Source organism: Pseudorhodoplanes sp., assembly GCF_035565795.1.
In the GTDB taxonomy this organism is placed as follows: Bacteria; Pseudomonadota; Alphaproteobacteria; order Rhizobiales; family Xanthobacteraceae; genus Pseudorhodoplanes.
Window position 1 is genome coordinate 1 of sequence record NZ_DATMRV010000167.1, and the last position, 20,800, is coordinate 20,800.

Genomic DNA, 20,800 nt, shown 5'->3' on the forward strand with positions numbered 1-20,800 from the left:
GGCCGCGAACGGTTCCAAGCCCATCGAGATAGTGGCCCGCGAGGGAAAGCTGCCTAGCCTTCGCATCTTTCGCTCAGAGCTTGAGACGATAGTGGCAAAGATGCGCGATCTAGTCGGCGGTCCAAACGATGTGGTTGTTGCTGCCACCATTGACGGACGCCAGATCAAGCGCTTCGCACGGGATTTCTTTGTTTCGGCCGATCTCCCGCAGTACGTGACGGCGATTAATCTCAGCATTAACGACGGTCGACAGCCGTTCATGAGCGTGCTCGTCATCAACTTGAGCGAGCTGGAGAGCACCTTCTTCGTTCAGTCAGAAAACGCGCTTTGGGTGAGTGGAAGCTACAGCGAGCTTGAAGCGCTGTTTAGGAGATACTCAACTCCATTGGGGTCGCTTTTTCAGAAGCACGGGACAAACGCCAACCCTCTTCTGGTCCTATTCGCGCTGGCATTCCTGCCTGAGACCCACCTGCTCGCGCGGTTTGTGATTTTGGTTGGGCTCGTGGGCCTCGCGATGCTGATTATGCGAGTTCATCACGGCCTTACGTCGACCCGTGTTTACTTGGACCCGGCATTGACCCGTGGGTTCTTCTCGAAGGTCTGGCCCTCTCTGTTGTCAGCCTTGAGTGCCGCGGCAATTCTTGGCGGGCTGACGTGGGCCTACAACGTCTTCCCCGGCGTGGCGCTTTGGTTTGCGAAGTGATGCCGAGTGCCGGAAGCCGTACTGTCCGTGAGAAGGACAAGACGCCCTTTGCTCATGCTCGCGGTCGGGGGTACGCATTGGGGTACGCAGCGACGCGGCGAGATGAGTTAAGTAACTGTTTTAGAAGGATTAATTAAGATACTTAGAAGCTTGGTGGAGCCAGGCGGGATCGAACCGCCGACCTCTTGCATGCCATGCAAGCGCTCTCCCAGCTGAGCTATGGCCCCGTAACAGTGTCCCGCCCGCAGCGGGTTGCGGGCGGATAGCTTACCTCGGGCGAGGGATCAAGTCTCCTCGTCCTTCTCGATGCCGTCGCCGATGATATCGGTTACGTCATCGTCGCCTTCTTCATCTTCTTCGATGAAGGTCGAATCGTCGTCGGCAACGTCGTCCTCGACTTCGATATCGTCGTCAACCGCATCCGGCAGATCGGCCTTCTTGCCCTGTGCCTCGGCGTCGGCGTCCTCGAGCGAAACGAACTCGGCGCCCACGACCTCCACGGCCTCGACCTCCTGCTCGTCGGCCTGGGACTTGGCGTCCGGACGGCCGCGCGCGGCAATGGGGGCAATCGGCACCACCTCGCCGGTATACGGCGAGATCACCGGATTTTTGTTCAGGTCGTAGAACTTGCGACCTGTCACCGGACAGATGCGCTTGGTACCGAGCTCTGGCTTTGCCACGGTCGGAGGTTCCCTGGAGAGCTTTTCGAATGAGCGGCTGAATTGGCGGCTTGGGCGAGCCGTGTCAATAGCCGTTTTTGAGGCTTTTGATCCTGCGCCGGATGACGCGGGAAACGCCCGCATGCTAGGACGGCGCCACTTTTCCGCCGGATCAGCCATCTTGAGCCATTCGCTACCTGCCATGCCGCTCACCGCGCGCCGTTCGCAAGGCCTCAAGGGCCGCGTCCGCGTTCCCGGTGACAAGTCAATTTCGCATCGCTCGCTGATCCTGTCGGCGATGACGGTGGGCGAAACCCGCATTGAAGGCCTTCTCGAAGGCGAGGACGTGATCAACACCGCGAAGGTGATGCGTGCGCTGGGCGCAGCGGTCGAGCGCAAAGGTGAGGGCGCCTGGTCCGTCCGCGGCGTTGGCGTCGGCGGGTTTGCGCAGCCGCAAGCGGCACTCGATTTCGGCAATTCGGGAACGGGCTGCCGGCTGGTGATGGGTGCCGTGGCCGGATGCCCGGTTACTGCGACATTCGACGGTGACGCTTCGCTCCGCAAACGTCCGATGAAACGCGTACTCGATCCGTTAACCAGGATCGGCGCTCGTGCGCTCGACGCTGCCGAGGGCGGTCGCTTGCCGCTGACCTTGCAGGGTGCTCGCGATCCGCTTCCGATCGAATACACCCCACCGGTCGCATCCGCCCAATTGAAGTCTGCCGTGCTGCTCGCCGGCCTGGCCGCGCCAGGCCAGACGATCGTGATCGAGAAAGAAGCCACCCGCGATCACACCGAAAAGATGCTGACCCATTTCGGCGCGACGGTTCTCGTCGAACCTCTGGGCGAGCATGGCCGGAAGATTACGCTGACCGGGCGCCCGGAGCTGTCACCGGCGCCGTTGCAGGTGCCGGCCGATCCGTCGTCCGCGGCCTTTCCGCTTGCCGCGGCGCTGATCGTGCCTAGATCCGAGGTGGTGCTGGACGGCGTGATGATGAATCCGCTGCGGACCGGCCTGTTCCTGACGCTCCGCGAGATGGGCGCCGATATCGAAACGCTGTCGACCAAGAACGATGGCGGCGAGGAGGTTGCGGATCTGCGCGTCAGGACATCGTCATTGCGCGGCGTCGATGTGCCTGCGGAGCGCGCGCCATCGATGATCGACGAATATCCCATCCTCGCCGTACTGGCCTCGTTTGCGGAAGGGACGACGCGCATGCGGGGCCTGAGTGAACTGCGCGTCAAGGAGTCCGACCGGCTCGCCGCGACCGCCGATATGCTGCGCGTCAACGGGGTCGGCGTCGAGATCGACGGCGACGACTTGATCGTGCACGGCAAGGACCGCGCACCGGGGGGCGGCGTGGTCGCGACGCATATGGACCACCGGCTTGCGATGTCCGCCCTTGTGATGGGGCTAGCGAGCGAGAAGCCGGTCGGCGTCGATGATGCGGCTTTCATCGCAACGAGCTTCCCCGGTTTCGTCGAACTGATGCGCGGTCTTGGAGCCGACTTGTCGTGATCATCGCGATCGACGGGCCGGCGGCATCCGGCAAGGGCACCATCGCCAAGCGCCTCGCCGCTCACTACGGTTTCCGGCATCTCGACAGCGGCTTGCTGTACCGCGGGGTTGGTCTTGCTGTTCTCCAGACCGGCAAGCTGGATGACCCGGCGGCGGCCATTGCGGCCGCGCGCAGCTACGATCCCGCGCGCTACCCCGAGGACGATCTGAAGTCGGATGACGTGGCAAAGGCGGCCTCGATCGTCGCGGCCATCCCGGCGGTGCGCGAGGCCCTTATCGCGCTGCAGCACGATTTCGCGCGCTCGAAGCCGGGCGCCGTGATCGACGGACGCGATATCGGGACCGTGATCGCGCCCCATGCCGAGGTCAAAATTTTCGTCACTGCGACGGCCGAGGAGCGCGCACGACGCCGCATTCTGGAACTGCGTGGGCGGGGGGAGACCGTGGACGATGCGGCTGTCCTCGCCGACATCAAGGCGCGCGACGAGCGCGACATGAACCGCCCGGTGGCGCCGCTCAGGCAGGCCGACGATGCGGTCTTGCTGGATACGACGCATTTGGCTATATCCCCGGCGGTCCAGGCCGCCATCGACATTGTCGAGGCCGTCCGGGCGGGCCGAAGGCCGGCTTAACCGCCCTTCGTCGTCGGAGGAACAGCCCGCTCCACCGCCTCTTCCGGAGGCCAGGACAAAACCATCATCGTTCCGGTCGAACGGCATATCGCGCCGACCCGCCGCTTTGCGGTGGTGCCAAAGGTCTTGCGGGTCTTTGGCCCGTGCGATCGGGACAACGTTTATCGAACAGGCGCCCGCAAACAGGAGAGTTCATGGCCCAGGCAGCCAGTGCACCGTCGCGTGAAGATTTCGCCGCGATGCTTGAAGAGTCCTTTACCCAGGGAAACCTGCATGAAGGCTCGGTGATCAAGGGAAAAGTCGTCGGCATCGAAAAGGACGTCGCGATCATCGACGTCGGACTGAAGACCGAAGGGCGTGTCCAACTGCGTGAGTTCACCGGACCCGGCCGCGGCAACGAGATCAAGATCGGCGATGAGGTCGAGGTTTACCTGGAGCGCGTTGAGAACGCGCTCGGTGAGGCGGTCCTCTCGCGCGACAAGGCGCGCCGTGAAGAGAGCTGGGGCAAGCTCGAAGGCGCGTTCAAGAACCAGGAAAAGGTTCAGGGCGTCATCTTCAATCAGGTCAAGGGTGGCTTCACTGTCGATCTCGACGGCGCCGTGGCCTTCCTGCCGCGTTCGCAGGTCGATATCCGTCCGATCCGCGACGTGACCCCGCTGATGAACAACCCGCAGCAGTTCGTCATCCTCAAGATGGATCGTCGCCGCGGCAACATCGTCGTGTCTCGCCGCACGGTTCTCGAAGAGACCCGCGCCGAGCAGCGTCAGGAATTGGTGCAGAACCTCGAAGAAGGTCAGGTCATCGACGGCGTGGTCAAGAACATCACCGATTACGGTGCGTTCGTTGATCTCGGCGGCATCGACGGCCTGCTGCACGTCACCGACATTGCGTGGCGTCGTGTCAATCATCCGACCGAAGTGCTCAATATCGGTCAGTCGGTGAAGGTGAAGATCATCAAGATCAATCACGACACCCACCGCATCTCGCTTGGCATGAAGCAGCTGCTCGACGATCCGTGGCAGGGCATCGAGGCCAAGTATCCGATCAACGGCCGCTTCAGCGGACGTGTCACGAACATCACCGACTATGGTGCGTTCGTTGAGCTGGAGCCGGGCATCGAAGGCCTGATCCACGTTTCGGAAATGTCCTGGACGAAGAAGAACGTCCATCCGGGCAAGATCGTCTCGACCTCGCAGGAAGTCGAAGTGCAGATCCTCGAAGTCGATCCGGTCAAGCGCCGCATCTCGCTCGGTCTCAAGCAGACCATGCGCAATCCGTGGGAGGTCTTCGTGGAGAAGTACCCGCCCGGATCGATCGTGGAAGGCGAGGTCAAGAACAAGACCGAGTTCGGCCTGTTCCTGGGCCTCGACGGCGACGTCGACGGCATGGTCCACCTCTCCGACCTCGACTGGAAGCGTCCGGGCGAGCAGGTGATCGAAGAATACAAGAAGGGCGACATGGTGAAGGCGACCGTTCTCGACGTCGATGTCGAGAAGGAGCGCATCTCCCTTGGCGTGAAGCAGCTCGCCAACGACCCGATGGAAGAGGGCACCGCCGGCGAACTGAAGAAGGGCGACGTCGTGACCTGCGAAGTCATCGACGTGAAGGAAGGCGGCATCGACGTGAAGATCGTCGGTACCGACCTCGAGACCTTCATCCGCCGTGCCGATCTTGCCCGCGACCGTGCCGATCAGCGCTCGGAGCGGTTCCAGGCCGGCCAGAAGGTCGATGCGCGCGTCACCCAGTTCGACCGCAAGGCCCGCAAGGTCCAGGTGTCGATCAAGGCGCTCGAAGTGCAGGAAGAGAAGGAAGCCATCGCTCAATACGGCTCGTCCGATTCCGGCGCGACGCTCGGCGACATCCTTGGCACCGCGCTCAAGCGCGCTGGCGACAAGGAAAAGGCGGAGTAAAGTTCGCCCTGGCGATCTGACAGAACCCCCGGCGCCCGCGCCGGGGGTTTATTTTTTGGCGAGGCGGCTTCGACCGAGCCTCCTTTTCGCCCAAGCCCGTGATTACCTCTGCTTTGCCAATCGCAAAGGATTGTCAGGTCAAATGCGCCTCCCGGCGCTAAGGTCCGGGCTCATCCGAATCAAATGGGAGCGAAACCATGTCGCTCGATTCTCGGCCGCTGGATGCGGACCAGATCGTGGATCGCCGCCGGCTGCGGCGGAAACTGACGTTCTGGCGGGTTCTGACGCTTCTCGTCGTCGTTGCCGCCTTGGGCGCCGTCGCCGCGATGTCGCGACAAAACGCGTTCAGCGGAACCTCGGGCGCCATCGCCCGCGTCACGATCTCGGGGCTGATCCGCGGCAATCAGGCGCGGGTCGAAGCGATCGAGCGGCTGGCCAACTCGAATGCCAAGGCTGTCATCGTTCACATCGATAGTCCCGGCGGCACCACGGCCGGCTCTGAACAGCTTTACGATTCGCTCGTACGCCTGAAGGCCAAGAAGCCGATGGTCGTTGTCGTCGACGGCCTGTGCGCATCGGGCGGCTATATTGCCGCACTCGCCTCCGATCACATCATCGCGCAGAGCGCCTCGCTGGTCGGGTCCATCGGCGTGCTGGTGCAGTTCCCGAACTTCACCGATCTCCTGAAGACCGTCGGCGTCAAGGTGGAGGACGTGAAGTCCTCTCCGCTGAAGGCTGCGCCGAACGGCTTCGAGCCGACGTCGCCGGAAGCACGGGCCGCGCTCGCCTCGATCGTCATGGACTCCTATGACTGGTTCAAGGATCTGGTCAGCAAGCGCCGCAGCCTTGAGGGCGAGGCGCTGGCGACCGTTTCCGACGGCCGTGTCTTCACGGGCCGGCAGGCGATCAAGCTGAAGCTGATCGACGAACTCGGCGATGAGCAGGCCGCGATCGCCTGGCTCGCCAAGGAGAAGGGCATCGACCCGAAAACTCCGGTCCGCAATTTCAGTTTGCGCCCGCGCTTCTCGGAGTTCTCGTTCATCCACCTCAGCGCGGTGTCATTGCTCAATGCGATGGGGCTGGATGGCTTCGCGCGAAGCCTCGAGCAGTCCGGCGCCTTTGCGGCTGCGGAGCGGCTTAATCTTGACGGTCTGCTGGCGCTTTGGCACCCTTCGGCCGTGAATTGAGCAGCGGACGCGGCCACGCATGCGTGTGGCCGCAGACTCCGAAGCGCATACCGGGCGGCGTGGATGATCAAGTCTGATTTGGTTACGAAGATCGCGGGGCAGAATCCGCATCTTTATCAGCGGGACGTTGAGAACATCGTCAACGCGATCCTGGACGAAGTCACGGCGGCGCTTGCGCGCGGAGACCGTGTCGAGTTGCGCGGCTTCGGCGCCTTCTCGGTGAAGCATCGTCCCGCGCGCACCGGTCGCAATCCGCGCACCGGCGAGCATGTCTCGGTCGAGAAGAAGTCGGTTCCGTTCTTCAAGACGGGCAAGGAGATGCGTGAGCGTCTCAATCGGGAAGAGGCCTGACGTTTCGTTAACCCGGAGCGCTGCAAGGTAGGCGAACGGGCCCGGAATCCGTAAACTCCAACGGCGGCTCACGATTCCGAGCCTCTGATTTCTATGGCGGTTCCTAGACCGACTGCCTACGGAACATCCAATGCTTCGCAAGCTTGTTTTCTGGCTGATCCTGGTCCCGCTCGCGATCGTGATCCTGATGTTCGCAGTTGCGAACCGCGAGCTCGTGACCGTGTCCTTCGATCCTTTCGATCCGACTGCGCCCGCGGCGTCCGTCAGCGTCCCGCTTTTCGTGCTGGTCTTCGTGCTGGTGATCGCCGGTGTCATCATCGGCGGCGTTGCGGCGTGGCTGCGGCAGTCGGATTATCGCCGCGCCGCGCGCCGTCGCGATGCTGATGTGATGGCGCTTCGGCGCGAGATCGAAGTGTTGAACAGCAAGCTCGGCGACAAGTTCGACGCGCCGGCCGCGGACCATACGGCGCGGCTCGCCTATCGCCGACCCGCGAACGGCTAGCGGTGGGGCGATGCGCATTGTCTCCGCGGATGACATCCAGAATGCGCTGACCTACCGCGCGCTGATCGACGCGCTCGACGATGCCTTCCGGTCCGACATCGTGGTCCCTGTTCGGCATCATCATACGATCGAGACTGGAGGCACCGACGCGACGTTGTTGCTGATGCCCGCGTGGAATGAAGGGGACGAGCGCTATATCGGCTGCAAGATCGTCACGGTTTTTCCTGACAATGCGAAGCTGCAGCGGCCGTCGGTCTATGGCCAATATCTCCTGTTGTCCGGGGCGACCGGTGAGCCGCTGGCGATGATGGACGGGCGCGCGCTCACCGCATGGCGGACGGCCTGCGCATCGGCGCTCGCGGCGCGTTATCTTGCGCGCGAGGATGCGGCGCATCTCGTCATGGTCGGCGCGGGCGCACTCGCGCCGTACCTGATCCGCGCGCATCTCAGCGTGCGTCCGATCAAGCGCGTGACCCTCTGGAACCGCACACGCGCGCGCGCGGTCTCGCTTGGCTTTGGTATCGCCGTTGCCGGGATCGAGGTCGATATTGCGGAAACCATCGAAGAGGCGGTGCGCGAGGCCGACATCGTCTCCTGCGCGACGCTCGCCGCTCAACCGCTGATCCATGGCGACTGGTTGAAAAAGGGTGCGCATCTCGATCTCGTTGGCGGGTTCACACCGAAGATGCGCGAAGCCGACGACCAGGCCGTCAAGCGTTCGCGGATCTTTGTCGATACCCGTGCCGGCGCAACCAAGGAGGCCGGCGATATTGCCGTGCCGCTGAAGAAGAAGGTCATCGACGCCAAGGCGATCAAAGGCGACCTGTTCGATCTCGCGCGCGGCAAAGTGAAGGGCCGCACGTCGGAGAGCCAGATCACGCTGTTCAAGTCGGTCGGAACCGCGATCGAAGACATTGCGGCCGCGATGCTGGTCTGGAAGTCGCTTTCGGCCTGAGGGCAGACAAAGGCCTGCCGGCCCTGTAGAACCGGCCAAACATGACAACGCTGATCAAAATCTGTGGCCTGCGTACGGTCGAGGCCCTGGACGCGGCACTCGACGGGCGCGCTGACTTCGTGGGTTTCGTGTTCTTCCCGCCATCCCCGCGGAACGTCTCGTTGGATCTTGCGGGGGAGCTTGGCCGGCGGACCGACGGTCGCGCCCGCAAGGTGGCGCTCACCGTGGATGCCGACGAGGCCGCCCACGCAGCGATCGTGGAGGCGCTCAGGCCCGACATCCTCCAGCTCCATGGCCATGAGACGCCCGAACGGGTGGCGGCGCTGAAGGCCCGTTTCGGCCTGCCCGTGATGAAGGCGCTCCCCATCGAGACGGCGGCGGACCTGGCGGTCATCCCCGCCTATGCCGGCGTGGCCGACTGGGTGCTGTTCGATGCCCGTGCGCCCAAGGATGCGACCCGCCCCGGCGGCCTCGGGCGGCCCTTCGACTGGACCCTGCTGAAAGACCTTGATCCGGGGCTCCCCTTCATGCTTTCCGGAGGGCTTGAACCGGGCAATGTCGGGCAGGCGCTGGAGGTCACCCGGGCGCCAGCGGTCGATGTTTCGTCCGGGGTCGAGAGCGCGCCGGGCATCAAGGATCCTTCGAAGATTGCGGCCTTTATCCGCGCGGTGCGCGCGGCGGATGCGGCACGGATGAAAGTTGCGAGCAGCGTATGACAATCCAGCAGCCGAATTCCTTTCGGACCGGACCCGACGAGACCGGGCATTTCGGGATTTATGGCGGCCGTTTCGTCGCCGAAACGCTGATGCCGCTGATCCTCGAACTCGAGAAGGCCTATGCCGAGGCGAAGAAGGACCCGGCCTTCCAGAAGGAAATGGATTACTACCTCGCGCATTATGTCGGGCGGCCGAGCGCTCTCTATTTCGCGGAGCGGCTGACCGATCATTTTGGCGGCGCGAAGATCTACTTCAAGCGCGAGGAACTCAATCACACCGGCGCGCACAAGGTGAACAACGTGCTCGGTCAGATCATGCTCGCGCGCCGCATGGGCAAGACGCGCGTGATCGCCGAGACCGGCGCCGGCATGCACGGTGTTGCGACCGCAACATTGTGCGCGCGCTTCGGTCTGCCGTGTATCGTTTATATGGGCGCGGTCGATGTCGAGCGGCAGAAGCCGAACGTCTTTCGCATGAAGATGCTGGGCGCCGAAGTCGTGCCTGTGCAGTCCGGATCGAAGACGCTCAAGGATGCGATGAACGAGGCGTTGCGCGATTGGGTGACCAATGTCAGCGACACCTTCTACTGCATCGGCACCGTCGCGGGGCCGCATCCCTATCCGATGATGGTGCGCGATTTCCAGTGCGTGATCGGCAACGAGGTGCGCACGCAGATGATGCAGGCGGAAGGCCGGTTGCCGGATTCCCTGCTCGCCTGCATCGGCGGCGGCTCGAATGCGATGGGGCTGTTTCATCCCTTCCTTGATGACAAGGACGTCGAGATTTTCGGCGTCGAGGCTTCGGGCCATGGCATTCCGTCCGGCATGCACGCGGCATCGGTGTCCGGCGGACGTCCGGGCGTGCTGCATGGCAATCGCACCTATCTGTTGATGGACGAGGACGGCCAGATCCAGGAAGCGCATTCGATCTCGGCGGGCCTCGATTATCCCGGCATCGGTCCGGAGCATGCATGGCTTGCGGATATGGGCCGCGTGAAGTTCCTGTCGGCGACCGATGCTGAGGCAGTTGAGGCACTGCAATTGTGCTCGAAGCTCGAAGGCATCATCCCCGCGCTTGAGACCGCGCATGCGCTGGCAAAGGTGAAAGACCTTGCTCCAAACAAGCCGAAGGATCACCTGATGGTGGTCAACATCTCCGGTCGCGGCGACAAGGACCTCGCGAGCGTCGCCGACTATCTCGGGACGTCGATCTGATGACAACGCGCATCGATACTCGCTTCGCCGATCTCAAGCGTGAAGGCCGCGCCGGTCTCGTCACGTTCCTGATGGCCGGCGATCCCGACTACGAGACCTCGCTTGCGATCATTGCGGCGCTGCCAAAGGCGGGCGCCGATGTGATCGAGATCGGGATGCCGTTCACCGATCCGATGGCGGACGGGCCCGCGATTCAGGCTGCGGGTCTTCGTGCGCTCAAGGCGGGGCAAACGCTCAAGAAGACGCTGCAACTCGTTCGCGAATTTCGTAAAGGCGATGCGGATACGCCGATCGTTCTGATGGGCTATTACAATCCGATCTATATCTACGGCGTCGATCAATTTCTTGCCGATGCGATCGCCGCGGGTGTCGATGGGCTGATCGTGGTCGATCTGCCGCCGGAGGAAGATTCCGAACTGTGCCTTCCTGCGCTGAAGGCCGGCCTGAATTTCATCCGGCTTGCGACACCGACGACGGACGACAAGCGTTTGCCGGCCGTGCTCGCGAATACTTCGGGTTTCGTCTATTACGTATCGATCACCGGCATTACAGGCGCCGCGACGCCGAATGCTACGCGCGTATCGGATGCGGTGATGCGCATCAAGCGTCACACTGCGCTTCCGGTCGCGGTCGGTTTCGGCGTGAAGACCGCGCAGAACGCACGCGAGATTGCTCAAGGCGCGGATGCCGTCGTGGTCGGTTCTGCGCTGATCGATCAGTTGCGTGCCAGCCTCGATGCAGAAGGGCGCCCGACATCCGGCACCGTGAAAGCAGTGACCTCGCTCGTGTCGGAACTCGCTGACGGCGTGCGTTCGGTGCGCCGGGTCGCTGCAGAATAGCCGTTTAAAAAAGCCGCAATTTCGGGGGAAGAGTTCCGCATGCTGACACGTCGGACCTTGAGGCGCGGAGCGGCCGCGGGCTTCGCGGCAAGGCGACTGGCTCTCTCTCGCGGCGCGCATTGAGCGCTCTGCCAACTCACTAAATCGAGCATAGATAGCGTAGAGACATGAACTGGATTTCCAATGTTGTGCGGCCGAAAATCCGGTCGTTCCTGAACAGGCGCGAGACGCCCGAAAATCTCTGGATCAAGTGTCCGGAGACCGGGCAACTCGTGTTCTTCAAGGACGTAGAAGCGAACCAGTTCGTCATTCCGGGCTCGAACTATCACATGCGGATGGGCGCGACCGCGCGCCTGAAATCGATGTTCGACGGCGAGACCTGGCTCGACGTGGGCGTGCCGGAGGTCCCGGCCGATCCGCTGAAGTTCCGCGATCAGCGCCGCTATGCGGATCGCCTGAAGGATGCGCGCACCAAGACCGGCATGAACGATGCGATCAAGCTCGGCTTCGGCCGCCTTGAGGGCACGCCGGTGGTGATCGGCGTTCAGGATTTCGATTTCATGGGCGGTTCGCTCGGCATGGCTGCCGGTGAAGCGATCATCAAGGGGCTCGAGACCGCGGTCGAGCGCGGCACGCCATTCATCCTGTTCGCGGCTTCAGGCGGCGCGCGGATGCAGGAAGGCATCCTTTCGCTGATGCAGATGCCGCGTACGACCGTTGCGGTCGAGATGCTGCGCGAGGCGAAGAAGCCGTACATCGTCGTGCTGACCAACCCGACGACGGGCGGCGTCACCGCGTCCTACGCAATGCTCGGCGACGTTCACATTGCCGAGCCCGGCGCGCTCATCGGCTTCGCCGGCCCGCGCGTGATTGAACAGACCATTCGTGAGAAATTGCCGCCCGGCTTCCAGCGCGCGGAATATCTCAAGGAGCACGGCATGGTCGACATGGTCGTGCACCGGCACGAAATGCGGTCGACGCTGGCGCGCATCTGCAGGCTGCTGACGAAGACCTGGCCCGATGCGCGCGCCACGCTGCCTGCGACCAATGAGGCGGCGACGCCGGCCTGAGCTTCACTGCGTCCGGGGCCTCCCGTATCGCTGATATTCGATCTCTGCCTTAGCGGGGATGGTTGGCTCGTGTTATGCAGATCGTCATGTCCGCACTCGACGATACGTTGACGCGCCTCCTGACGCTTCATCCGAAGCTGATCGACCTGTCGCTTGACCGGATGCGGCGCTTGCTGGGGCGCCTCGACCATCCGGAGCGCAAGCTTCCGCCTGTCATCCATGTCGCGGGAACGAACGGCAAGGGTTCGACGCTCGCCTTCATGCGCGCCATTCTGGAGAGCGCCGGACAGCACGTACATGTCTACACGTCGCCGCACCTCGTGCGATTCAACGAGCGCTTTCGCCTCGCCGCAGAGGGTGGCGGCAAGCTGGTCGGTGACGATGAACTGCGCGCCGCCGTCGAGGAATGCGAGCGCGTCAATGCCGGCGATCCGATTACGGTGTTCGAAATCACAACTGCGGCGGGCATGCTTCTGTTCTCGCGGCATCCGGCCGATGTGCTGCTGCTGGAAGTCGGCCTCGGCGGCCGGCTCGATGCGACGAACGTCGTTGATGCGCCGCTTCTGAGCGTCATCACGCCGGTCTCTCTCGACCACGCCGATTATCTCGGCGACACCATCGAAAGTGTCGCCGCCGAGAAAGCCGGAATCCTGAAGCGCGGCGTGCGCGCGGTCATCGGACCTCAGACGCGTGAGGCGATGGCGGTGATCGAGCGCGCAGCACAGCGTGTTCGCGCGCCGCTCAGCATTGCCGGCGAGAACTGGAACACCAGCGAGGAACATCGCCGTCTGGTCTATCAGGACGACGAGGGATTGCTGGACTTGCCGGGACCGAAGCTGATCGGCCGCCACCAGTTCATCAATGCCGGTGTAGCGGTTGCGGCCTTGCGGGCGTCCGGTCTGAAAATTCCGAACCATGCCTACGAGACCGGATTGCTGAAAGCCGACTGGCCGGCGCGCATGCAGCGGCTGACGCAGGGCCATCTCGTGGCGCTCGCGCCCGCGGGCAGCGAGATCTGGCTCGATGGCGGTCACAACCCGGATGGCGGCCGCGCTGTTTCCGTCGCGCTCGCCGATCTTGAGGAGCGGGCGCCGAAGCCCCTCGTCATGATCGTCGGCATGCTCGGCACCAAGGATTTCGAAGGCTATCTGCGCAATTTCAGCGGGCTGGCCAGGCGGCTTTACGCGATACCCGTCCCCGATGCCGACCGCAGTCTGTCACCTGGCGTGATCGTGGAGGCTGCCAGCAGGCTCGGCATTCCGTCCGAAAGCGCGAGCAATGTCGAGGCTGCGCTTGCGGCGGCCAAGGCGCTCTCGCTCGAAGGCACGCCACGCATCCTGGTCGGCGGCTCGCTTTATCTCGCGGGCGATGTGCTCAGGCGGAACGGAACGTTCCCCGAGTGACCAAAAGAAAACGGCCGGCGTCGCAGCCGGCCGTTCGTAGCATAACCAGTCTGCAGCTCAGACCGCCGCGTTGATCCACTGTTCGAGCTTGGCCTTCGGTGCGGCGCCAACCTGGCGCGAGGCAAGCTCGCCATTTTTGAAGATCATGAGCGTCGGGATCGACATGATCCCGTACTTCGACGCGACGCCCGGATTCTCGTCGACGTTGAGCTTCACGATCTTGACCTTCTCGCCCAGCGCATTCTGAATTTCGTCGAGCGCGGGCGCGATCATCCGACACGGGCCGCACCATTCCGCCCAGAAATCCACGACCACAGGGCCGCTGGCCTTCAAGACCTCCGTCTCGAACGTCGCGTCCGATACCTTTCCAACGGCCATGTCACACCTTTCGAATCGTAGGATGGCTCTAATCTTGGCAATGAACCTAAGAACCGCCCCTGCCGGGGTCAAGCCTGCGTCAGGTGTGCGTGATCAGGCAAAAACGGGACCCGGTTTTGCGTCCGGATCACGCGTGGCCACCTTGACAGAGGCTCATTTTGGCCAAGCTCAGGCCAGCGAGAGGGTTGCAAGTTCCGCATCCAGGACCTCTTGCGGCAGCTCCATCAGCGTCGCGTTCTCGGTCCAGACCAGGGCCGCGCGCACGGTCCGCCCCGGGTAAATCCGCTGCAGCAGGGCGCGGTAAAGCGCGAGCTGGCGGCGGTAGCTACGCGGAATACCGTCTAGCGACGTGGGCGCAGGCCGGTTGGTCTTGTAGTCCGCGATCAGGACCTCGGTGTCTGTCACGGCGAGCCGGTCGATCTGGCCAGTGACCAAGTAGGGTGCGAGGCCGTTGCGCGGCAGGCGCCCGGTCAGAGGGACTTCCGCGCGGCTTCCAGGTGCAAAGAGCGGTGCAAAGCGTGCGTCGTCCAGGATGCCCAGTGCCTGCGCGGTGAGGCTCGCGCATTCGGCGGGCTGCAGCGCCTTGCGATTGCGGAGCAGGTAATCGTCGGCTGCCGCGGCGCGGTTCTCGGGCGGGATGTCGGGCAGGGACTGGATGAGCCGATGCAACAAGCGGCCGCGCTCAAGCGCCTGCTCACGTTCGAGTTCGCTTTTTCCCTTCGTCCATTCGTGTTCGTCGGATTCCGATGGCGTCATGGCAATCGCACGCGGTGGTTCCGCGGACATGCGTTCGTCGATCCACTCAGGCAGGGCCTCTTCGGTTCGCACACGCGCTTCCTCGGCCGCCGCCGGGAAGTCCAGCACGTCCTTTTGCAGCCGCCACATCTGCCCATCGCCGTCTTCGGACGGCACTTGGATCGCGAGTGCAGTGTCGGACTGCACCAGCGCGTCTTCGATCAGCCGGTACCAGCATTGGTCGGGAATGCTGGGCGTGCCGTCCTTCTTTACGACCGAGGCTGTGCCGGCGACCACAAGGCGCTGCTCCGCACGCGTCATCGCGACGTAAAGCAGCCGCTTGTATTCCGCGATGCTCGCCTCTCGCTCCTTCTCACGTGCGGTTGCGACAAGCGGCGGATCGGTATTCTGCGATTTTGCCCACGCGATGCCGTTGCGGCCCTCTGCGAGCGGGATGTCCAGCAGCTTCGGAGGCTGATAGCCCTGTGGCTGGGTCGTGGTGTCGGCAAGAATGACGGTATGCGCTTCAAGCCCCTTTGCGCCGTGCACGGTCATGACGCGGACTTCGTCCCGCGTGATCTCCATGTCGCGCTTCACCTCGGCATTGGCCGCGCGCAGCCACGAGACGAAGCCCTGTAACGAAGGAGTTTCGCGCTTCTCATAGGCGAGCGCGAGATTGAGGAACTCGTCGAGCGCATCGTTCGCCTCGGGTCCAAGCCGCGACAGGATGCGCTTGCGCGCGCCGCCTGCGCCGAGCAGCCGGGCGTAGAACGTGAACGGGCTGTCGCGAAGGGCCGCGTCCGCGAGTTGATCGAGGCGGCTCACGACGTCCGGAAATCTGTCGACCATGTCCGACAAGGCCACGCGCAACGATTTCCGCCCGCGATCACGCGCGATCGTGAACAGGTCATCCTCGCTCAATCCGAACAGAGGGCTCTTCAGCACCGCAGCGAGCGAAAGATCGTCATCCGGCAGCAGCAGCGCGTCGGCGAGCGCGATCAGGTCCATCACCGCGATATGATTGAGCAGCACCATACGGTCGGCGCCTGCGACCTGAATGCCTGCAGCCTTCAATGCACGGATGATCGCCTCGAACAGCGGGCCGCGCTGGCGCACGAGGACCAGCACGTCGCCCGGCTTCGTCCCGGTCTTCTGCCAGAGCGCGACATGCGCTGCGATCTTTCGCGCGAGCCGCACCTGCGGACTGGATTCGCTGGACTGATCGAACGGCGCGTCCCAGCCTTCGATCTCGCGCTTGTCGTCCGGCAGTACCAGCGGCCAGATGTCGACATGGCCGGGCAGCTTGCCGGGCAGGGCCTCATGGACCGTCCTGGCCTTTTCCGCAGACAGAGCCTCATAGGTCGCCGGACGCGAAAACACGGCATCCACGGCCTCGAGGATGATCTCACCGGAGCGGAACGACGTCAGAAGCTTCACGTTGCGCCATTGCAGTTCCGCCGCTTTGAAATCGCGCTCGAAGCCGGACTTCATCTCTCCGAATTTTTCCGGAGCGGCACCCTGGAAGGAGAAGATCGACTGCTTGTCGTCGCCGACAGCAAACATCGTGCGTTTCGCGCTGCGCGCTCCGGCGCCTGCAGTGAATTCGGAGACGAGCGTACGGATGATCTCCCACTGCTTCGGACTCGTGTCCTGTGCCTCGTCGAGCAGAAGATGATTGATGCCGAGATCGAGCTTGTAGAGCACCCAGGCGGCCGAGGTGCGTTTGAACAGGGCGAGCGTGCGGTCGATCAGGTCGTCGTAATCGAGGAGGCCGCGCCGCGCCTTCTCGCGGCGGTAGCGCACGATCACCTCATGCGCGACGGTGACGAGCGCGCGTGTGCGATCGCGGCATTGCGCGGCGCGCAGCCGGTCGAGCAGGGCGCAGATACGCTGCTGCTCGCGTTCGAGCTGCTCGGCATAATCCGGGCTCTGATTGCGAAGTGCCTTGCTGACGAGGTTTTTGCGGGCGGCGCGATCCTTGGTGCAGAAGATCTGCATATAGGCGTCGAGTTGCGCAGGCTTGGGTGAACGAAGCGCGGCCTTGAGGTTCTCGGCGCGCTCGACATAGCTTTTGCCGCCTCCAGTCAGTACGGCCGCAAGATCGGGCCATGAGCCGATGGCGAATGCGGCCTCCAAAAGGATGCGATCTTCGATTGCATCCGCGCTTTCGTTGGCGTCGATACCCAGCGCCGTGGACAATTCCGCAATCGCGGCATCGACCGATCCGGCCCGCGCCACCCACGGCTCGATCCGGTCGCGATCGGCTACGGCCTCGGTGATCAGATCGCGGAAAGTCTGGTCGGCTGCGGCCTTGATCGCATCCGCAAGCGCCCGGCCGATCGGAGTGTCCGGCTGCGCCGCGCCTTCAAGCATGACGTCGAGCGTCAGCTTGTCGAGCATCTGCGATTGCGTGGCGTCGTCCAGCACTTCGAAGCCGGCTCCGGCGTCGGCCTCGAACGGAAACTGATGCAGCAGGCTGGTGCAGAAGGCATGGATCGTTTGAACCTTCAGACCGCCCGGCGTTTCCAGGGCCAGCGCAAAAAGCCGGCGCGCACGCGTGCGAAGCGTCGCGTCCGGCGCAAATCCGATGTCCCGGATCGCATCATCGAGGCCGGTATCGTCGAGCGCCGTCCATTTCGCCAGCGTGTCGAACACGCGCGTGGCCATGGTGGCCGCCGCAGCCTTGGTGAAGGTGATGCAAAGGATCTTGGCCGGATCTTCGCCGCGCAGAAGCAGCTTGATCACGCGCTGTGTGAGTACGTGCGTCTTGCCGGACCCGGCATTGGCCGACGCCCAGGCCGACACCGCGGGATCGGATGCCTCGAACTGCCGTTTGACGACGTGTTCGGGCGGCTTCGGTTTGTTGGCGGGGCGCGAACTCATGCCGGGATATCCGGGTCGACTTCGCCGCCGGTCGCCGACCATTCGCGCACCCGCGCGAGGTGATCGTAGTCGCCGTATGTGCGACCAACCCACATTGGCCGCCAGAATGAACGATAGGGCGTCTCTTCCACGGCGAATGTCGCCACCAGTTCGCGCAGCCTCTGGAACGCGCGGTCGGCGGCGTGGTCGATGCTCATGGACTTGAATTCGCGCGGCATGCTTTCGCCGCTCGGGTCGCCCCCTTTGAGGCGCAGATAGAGCAGCTCGGATACGGAGCCGCCCGCCGGAATGCCTTCAAACGTACCATGCCGCAGGATGGTTGCCTGCAGGGTCAATTGCGGTGCGAGGCCGCTTTCGACCTGACTTTGCGTCGGTGGCTGTCCGGTTTTGTAATCGAGCACAGCGAACGAGCCGTCCTTGCGCATCTCGATCCGGTCGGCACGCGCGGTGAGCATGAAATCCGGCGTCACTTCCAGCTTGCCCTGCACCTCGGCGTAGACCGAAGCCACATTCTTGCGGCGCTCGATTTCCCATTCGATGAACCAGCGTGCGATGCGTTCGAAGCGCGGCCACCAGAACGCCTGGGCTTCCGGGAAGTCGTTGAGAGGCGCAAACGCTTCGCGCCCCAGCGCCATCAGTTCTGCAAGCGGGTCTGCCGGCAGCCCTTGCGCGAATTTTTCTGTGAAGTCGCCGACCGCCTTGTGAATGACGGTGCCGCGATCGCGCGCGCCGGGCGGCGTGTCGACCGGATCGAGCGCCTGCAGTTTCAGGATGTGCTTGGCGTAGATCGTGTAAGGGTCGCGCAGCCAATGCTCGATGTCGGTGACGGGCAGCCGCTTCGGCCGCACCGCGACGGGCGGCCTCGGTTCGGGACGTTTCGCGGCCTCGACCTTGTCCGGTCTGTCGAGCGCGCGCGCCCAGTCGAGATATCGCGTGCCGCGCTCCTTCACTGTCGTCCAGGCTTCTGTCCCTGCAACGGCCGCAAGCCGCTGCAGGAAACGTGAGGTGACGGTCGGCGAGCCTTCACGCTTGGCAGCGTGGGTGAGGAACACTTCGGGTGCACCGAAGGCCTGCGCAAAGTCATGCGCCGAGAGGCCTATCCGGCGCTCCGGCAGATCGAGGCCAAGTTGTTGCCGCATCGGCCGATTGAGCCAGGGGTCGTTGCGCGGCTCCGGTGGCCAGACGCCTTCGACAAGCCCGGCAAGCACAACGCGGTCGGCTCGCTGCAGGCGTGCTTCGAGCGGACCATAGATGCGCACGCGAGCGCCCGGCGATCCAGGTCTGCGCACCACACGCTCTGATGCTATGGCGTGGAACAGGTCGGTGTATTCGTGCGGCTCGATGGCGAATGCTGCAGCTTGGCCGCTATCGGCGATGGACTGAAAGGCTTCCGACAACGCCGCACCGTCGCGGCCCGCGAATGCCGCCGGCTCGGAATTCTGATCGAGCGACAGAGCCACGATGACCTGATGATGACGGAGCGCTGTGTCCCGCAGCGGAGCCTTTCTGGTGCCGGACAGCGGCTGCAAAGCGGGCTTCAGCTTCGCGATCAACTCCGCCGCGCGATCGAGGTCGTGATCGGACAGCCAACGCCGCGGATCGCGTGCATGCAGCTTGTCGCGTTGTACACGCAAACTCTGCAGCGCGTGTTCGAGACCGTCTGCCCCCGCGCGCGGCCGCGGCCCGCGCAGGATTGCGCGCTCGAGCAGAGCGACGGTGCGCCGCCGATGTTTCGGTTCATCACCGCCGATCCGGCACAGCGGGTGTTTGAGCAAGGCCAGCAGCGTGACCGGCTCGCAGCCATTCAACGCGGCGTCGGCCGCAAGCCCTGCGAAGATTCCGGCCGCCGTATCGGAGAGAGGATCGCCGCCGGAATCGTCCACCGGCACGGTCCAGCGCTCCAGCGCGGCAACGACGCGACGTGCGAGCGAACGATCGGGCGTGATCAGCGCCGCCGTGCCGTCGGGATCGTCGGTCACCGCTTCGCGCAGCGCGAGTGCGACGGCGACGGCTTCTTCCTCGGTGGTCGCGGCTTCGATGAGAGAGAGACTGGCGAGCGCTCCGGTCTTTTGCTTCTCGAACGCGGCATCTTTCAGCGTGTCGCGCCAGCGATCGGTCGCTTCCGCGGGACGCATCGCTTCGGACGCGACGCGCTCGCGGCCGTGTGGGGCAGGCGGCATGAGAATATTCACCTGATCGCGCGTCACGCCGAGCTTTTGCAAAAAGCCGTGCATCGCGAATTGCGGATGACCGGGGGCGGGGTTGATGCCCTTGCCGCCGCCGATCGATTGCCAGGCCTCCTCGTCGAGATCGGTATCGAGACCCGGCAGCACGACCGCGCCGTTCGGCAAGTTGGCGATCGCCGCGAGCAGCGCTGCCGTGGATGGCATCGAGGCGGTCGAACCTGCGGCAATCACCGGGCCGGTATTGACGCGCTTCAACCGTGCAGCTTGCGCGTCGATCAGCGCATCGCGCCGCGCGGCAACGTCCATCAGCTCTTGCTCGTTGAGGATCGCCGGCCAATAGTCGCGCACGATCTTCAGGAATTCGAGCGTCGCGCGGAAATGCTGGTCCAGGTCCTCGGGCACGAGCGTGTCGAGTGCGGACCAGTCGACGTCGCGAGTGATCATGTCGTCCTGCAGCCGCGCAAGTTCGCCGGCCATGGCGAATGCGGCTGCGGGCGAATTCGCGATCAGCGAGGTTTCTCCGCTGCGCTTCTGCTGGTCCGCCCATTTCAGGATCAACTGGGTGAGCGACGCCTTGCGCTCCAGCGGCTCCATCGCGCGCGGCAGCGACATCCGTTCCTCGGCCAGCGGGCCGCCGGCAAATTCGGCGAATACGATCTCGTCCTCGTCGATATCGCCGATCGGGACAAGCCGCGGCAGCAGCGTCGCCTCACCGCCGAGCGCGTCGAGAAAGACATCCTGTGCCAGCCGGCAGGCGCGGCGTGTCGGCAAATAGAGCGTCGCCTGTGCGAGCGCCATCGGGTCGCCCGAGGCCGGATAGCCGGCGACCAGCCGGCCCGCCAGCAGCGCCTCGATCAGCGCAGGCAGGAATGGGACGGACGGCGGGATGGTGAACAGGCGGGGCGTGCTGGTGGGCATGTCTTTCGACCGTCATGCCCGGCATTGTGCCGGGCATCCA

Annotated in this window: 17 protein-coding genes and 1 tRNA gene; 13 read left to right on the plus strand and 5 right to left on the minus strand. The window is 63.9% G+C overall.

The window, feature by feature from the left end:
• Nucleotides 1–703 (plus strand): hypothetical protein (locus VNZ93_RS15030; protein WP_325706568.1); only part of this gene is annotated, 703 nt, incomplete at its 5' end.
• A gap of 151 nt (nt 704–854) precedes the next feature.
• On the opposite strand, the gene VNZ93_RS15035 is transcribed toward VNZ93_RS15030, so the two are convergent.
• Both VNZ93_RS15035 and VNZ93_RS15040 read right to left on the minus strand, forming a co-directional pair.
• Nucleotides 855–930: transfer RNA gene (locus VNZ93_RS15035), tRNA-Ala, on the minus strand.
• A gap of 57 nt (nt 931–987) precedes the next feature.
• Nucleotides 988–1,383: a TIGR02300 family protein gene (locus VNZ93_RS15040; RefSeq protein WP_325706648.1), complete on the minus strand. Its 396-nt coding sequence runs from the start codon at nt 1,381–1,383 to the stop codon at nt 988–990.
• A gap of 181 nt (nt 1,384–1,564) precedes the next feature.
• Between VNZ93_RS15040 and aroA the strand changes: the two genes are divergently transcribed.
• The 12 genes from aroA (at nt 1,565) to VNZ93_RS15100 (ending at nt 13,660) form a co-directional block, all read left to right on the plus strand.
• Nucleotides 1,565–2,881: a 3-phosphoshikimate 1-carboxyvinyltransferase gene (aroA, locus tag VNZ93_RS15045; RefSeq protein WP_414710085.1), complete on the plus strand. Its 1,317-nt coding sequence runs from the start codon at nt 1,565–1,567 to the stop codon at nt 2,879–2,881.
• Complete coding sequence (locus tag VNZ93_RS15050; protein WP_325706574.1) at nt 2,878–3,513, plus strand: d(CMP) kinase; 636 nt, start codon at nt 2,878–2,880, stop codon at nt 3,511–3,513. The genes aroA and VNZ93_RS15050 overlap by 4 nt, the downstream gene beginning before the upstream one ends.
• A 194-nt stretch (nt 3,514–3,707) precedes the next feature.
• Nucleotides 3,708–5,423, plus strand: a complete 1,716-nt coding sequence (gene rpsA, locus VNZ93_RS15055; RefSeq protein WP_325706577.1) for a 30S ribosomal protein S1 — start codon at nt 3,708–3,710, stop codon at nt 5,421–5,423.
• 197 nt (nt 5,424–5,620) lie between these two features.
• Nucleotides 5,621–6,610 carry a signal peptide peptidase SppA gene (gene sppA / locus VNZ93_RS15060; RefSeq protein ID WP_325706580.1) on the plus strand — a complete coding sequence of 330 codons (990 nt, stop codon included), beginning with the start codon at nt 5,621–5,623 and terminating at the stop codon, nt 6,608–6,610.
• A gap of 63 nt (nt 6,611–6,673) precedes the next feature.
• Complete coding sequence (locus tag VNZ93_RS15065) at nt 6,674–6,961, plus strand: integration host factor subunit beta (protein ID WP_325706583.1); 288 nt, start codon at nt 6,674–6,676, stop codon at nt 6,959–6,961.
• 130 nt (nt 6,962–7,091) lie between these two features.
• Nucleotides 7,092–7,463, plus strand: coding sequence for a lipopolysaccharide assembly protein LapA domain-containing protein (locus tag VNZ93_RS15070; RefSeq protein ID WP_325706586.1), 372 nt, complete (start codon nt 7,092–7,094; stop codon nt 7,461–7,463).
• Nucleotides 7,464–7,473: 10 nt separating this feature from the next.
• Nucleotides 7,474–8,418, plus strand: coding sequence for an ornithine cyclodeaminase family protein (locus tag VNZ93_RS15075; protein ID WP_325706588.1), 945 nt, complete (start codon nt 7,474–7,476; stop codon nt 8,416–8,418).
• A gap of 41 nt (nt 8,419–8,459) precedes the next feature.
• Complete coding sequence (locus VNZ93_RS15080; RefSeq protein WP_325706590.1) at nt 8,460–9,134, plus strand: phosphoribosylanthranilate isomerase; 675 nt, start codon at nt 8,460–8,462, stop codon at nt 9,132–9,134.
• The gene (trpB, locus tag VNZ93_RS15085; RefSeq protein WP_325706593.1) at nt 9,131–10,348 is read left to right on the plus strand and encodes a tryptophan synthase subunit beta; all 1,218 of its coding nucleotides are present in this window, start codon (nt 9,131–9,133) and stop codon (nt 10,346–10,348) included. Before VNZ93_RS15080 ends, trpB begins: the two co-directional genes overlap by 4 nt.
• Nucleotides 10,348–11,187, plus strand: coding sequence for a tryptophan synthase subunit alpha (trpA, locus tag VNZ93_RS15090; protein WP_325706596.1), 840 nt, complete (start codon nt 10,348–10,350; stop codon nt 11,185–11,187). The genes trpB and trpA overlap by 1 nt, the downstream gene beginning before the upstream one ends.
• 167 nt (nt 11,188–11,354) lie before the next feature.
• Nucleotides 11,355–12,257: an acetyl-CoA carboxylase, carboxyltransferase subunit beta gene (accD, locus tag VNZ93_RS15095; protein WP_325706599.1), complete on the plus strand. Its 903-nt coding sequence runs from the start codon at nt 11,355–11,357 to the stop codon at nt 12,255–12,257.
• A gap of 86 nt (nt 12,258–12,343) precedes the next feature.
• Nucleotides 12,344–13,660 carry a folylpolyglutamate synthase/dihydrofolate synthase family protein gene (locus VNZ93_RS15100; RefSeq protein WP_325706601.1) on the plus strand — a complete coding sequence of 439 codons (1,317 nt, stop codon included), beginning with the start codon at nt 12,344–12,346 and terminating at the stop codon, nt 13,658–13,660.
• Nucleotides 13,661–13,717: 57 nt separating this feature from the next.
• Here the strand turns inward: VNZ93_RS15100 and trxA are convergent, their stop codons facing one another.
• From trxA to addB, 3 genes are all read right to left on the minus strand, one after another.
• The gene (gene trxA, locus VNZ93_RS15105; RefSeq protein ID WP_325706604.1) at nt 13,718–14,038 is read right to left on the minus strand and encodes a thioredoxin; all 321 of its coding nucleotides are present in this window, start codon (nt 14,036–14,038) and stop codon (nt 13,718–13,720) included.
• Between the two features lie 168 nt (nt 14,039–14,206).
• A complete protein-coding gene (gene addA / locus VNZ93_RS15110; protein WP_325706606.1) occupies nt 14,207–17,656 on the minus strand; it encodes a double-strand break repair helicase AddA in 3,450 nt (1,149 codons plus the stop codon).
• Complete coding sequence (gene addB / locus VNZ93_RS15115; protein ID WP_325706609.1) at nt 17,653–20,760, minus strand: double-strand break repair protein AddB; 3,108 nt, start codon at nt 20,758–20,760, stop codon at nt 17,653–17,655. Before addB ends, addA begins: the two co-directional genes overlap by 4 nt.
• Nucleotides 20,761–20,800: the final 40 nt, after the last annotated feature.

Coding starts and splice junctions, on each gene's coding strand:
- aroA (WP_414710085.1), top strand. CDS start 1,565: ATGCCGCTCACCGCGCGCCGTTCGCAAGGCCTCAAGGGCCGCGTCCGC.
- rpsA (WP_325706577.1), top strand. CDS start 3,708: ATGGCCCAGGCAGCCAGTGCACCGTCGCGTGAAGATTTCGCCGCGATG.
- sppA (WP_325706580.1), top strand. CDS start 5,621: ATGTCGCTCGATTCTCGGCCGCTGGATGCGGACCAGATCGTGGATCGC.
- VNZ93_RS15065 (WP_325706583.1), top strand. CDS start 6,674: ATGATCAAGTCTGATTTGGTTACGAAGATCGCGGGGCAGAATCCGCAT.
- VNZ93_RS15070 (WP_325706586.1), top strand. CDS start 7,092: ATGCTTCGCAAGCTTGTTTTCTGGCTGATCCTGGTCCCGCTCGCGATC.
- VNZ93_RS15075 (WP_325706588.1), top strand. CDS start 7,474: ATGCGCATTGTCTCCGCGGATGACATCCAGAATGCGCTGACCTACCGC.
- VNZ93_RS15080 (WP_325706590.1), top strand. CDS start 8,460: ATGACAACGCTGATCAAAATCTGTGGCCTGCGTACGGTCGAGGCCCTG.
- trpB (WP_325706593.1), top strand. CDS start 9,131: ATGACAATCCAGCAGCCGAATTCCTTTCGGACCGGACCCGACGAGACC.
- trpA (WP_325706596.1), top strand. CDS start 10,348: ATGACAACGCGCATCGATACTCGCTTCGCCGATCTCAAGCGTGAAGGC.
- accD (WP_325706599.1), top strand. CDS start 11,355: ATGAACTGGATTTCCAATGTTGTGCGGCCGAAAATCCGGTCGTTCCTG.
- VNZ93_RS15100 (WP_325706601.1), top strand. CDS start 12,344: ATGTCCGCACTCGACGATACGTTGACGCGCCTCCTGACGCTTCATCCG.
- trxA (WP_325706604.1), bottom strand. CDS start 14,038: ATGGCCGTTGGAAAGGTATCGGACGCGACGTTCGAGACGGAGGTCTTG.
- addA (WP_325706606.1), bottom strand. CDS start 17,656: ATGAGTTCGCGCCCCGCCAACAAACCGAAGCCGCCCGAACACGTCGTC.
- addB (WP_325706609.1), bottom strand. CDS start 20,760: ATGCCCACCAGCACGCCCCGCCTGTTCACCATCCCGCCGTCCGTCCCA.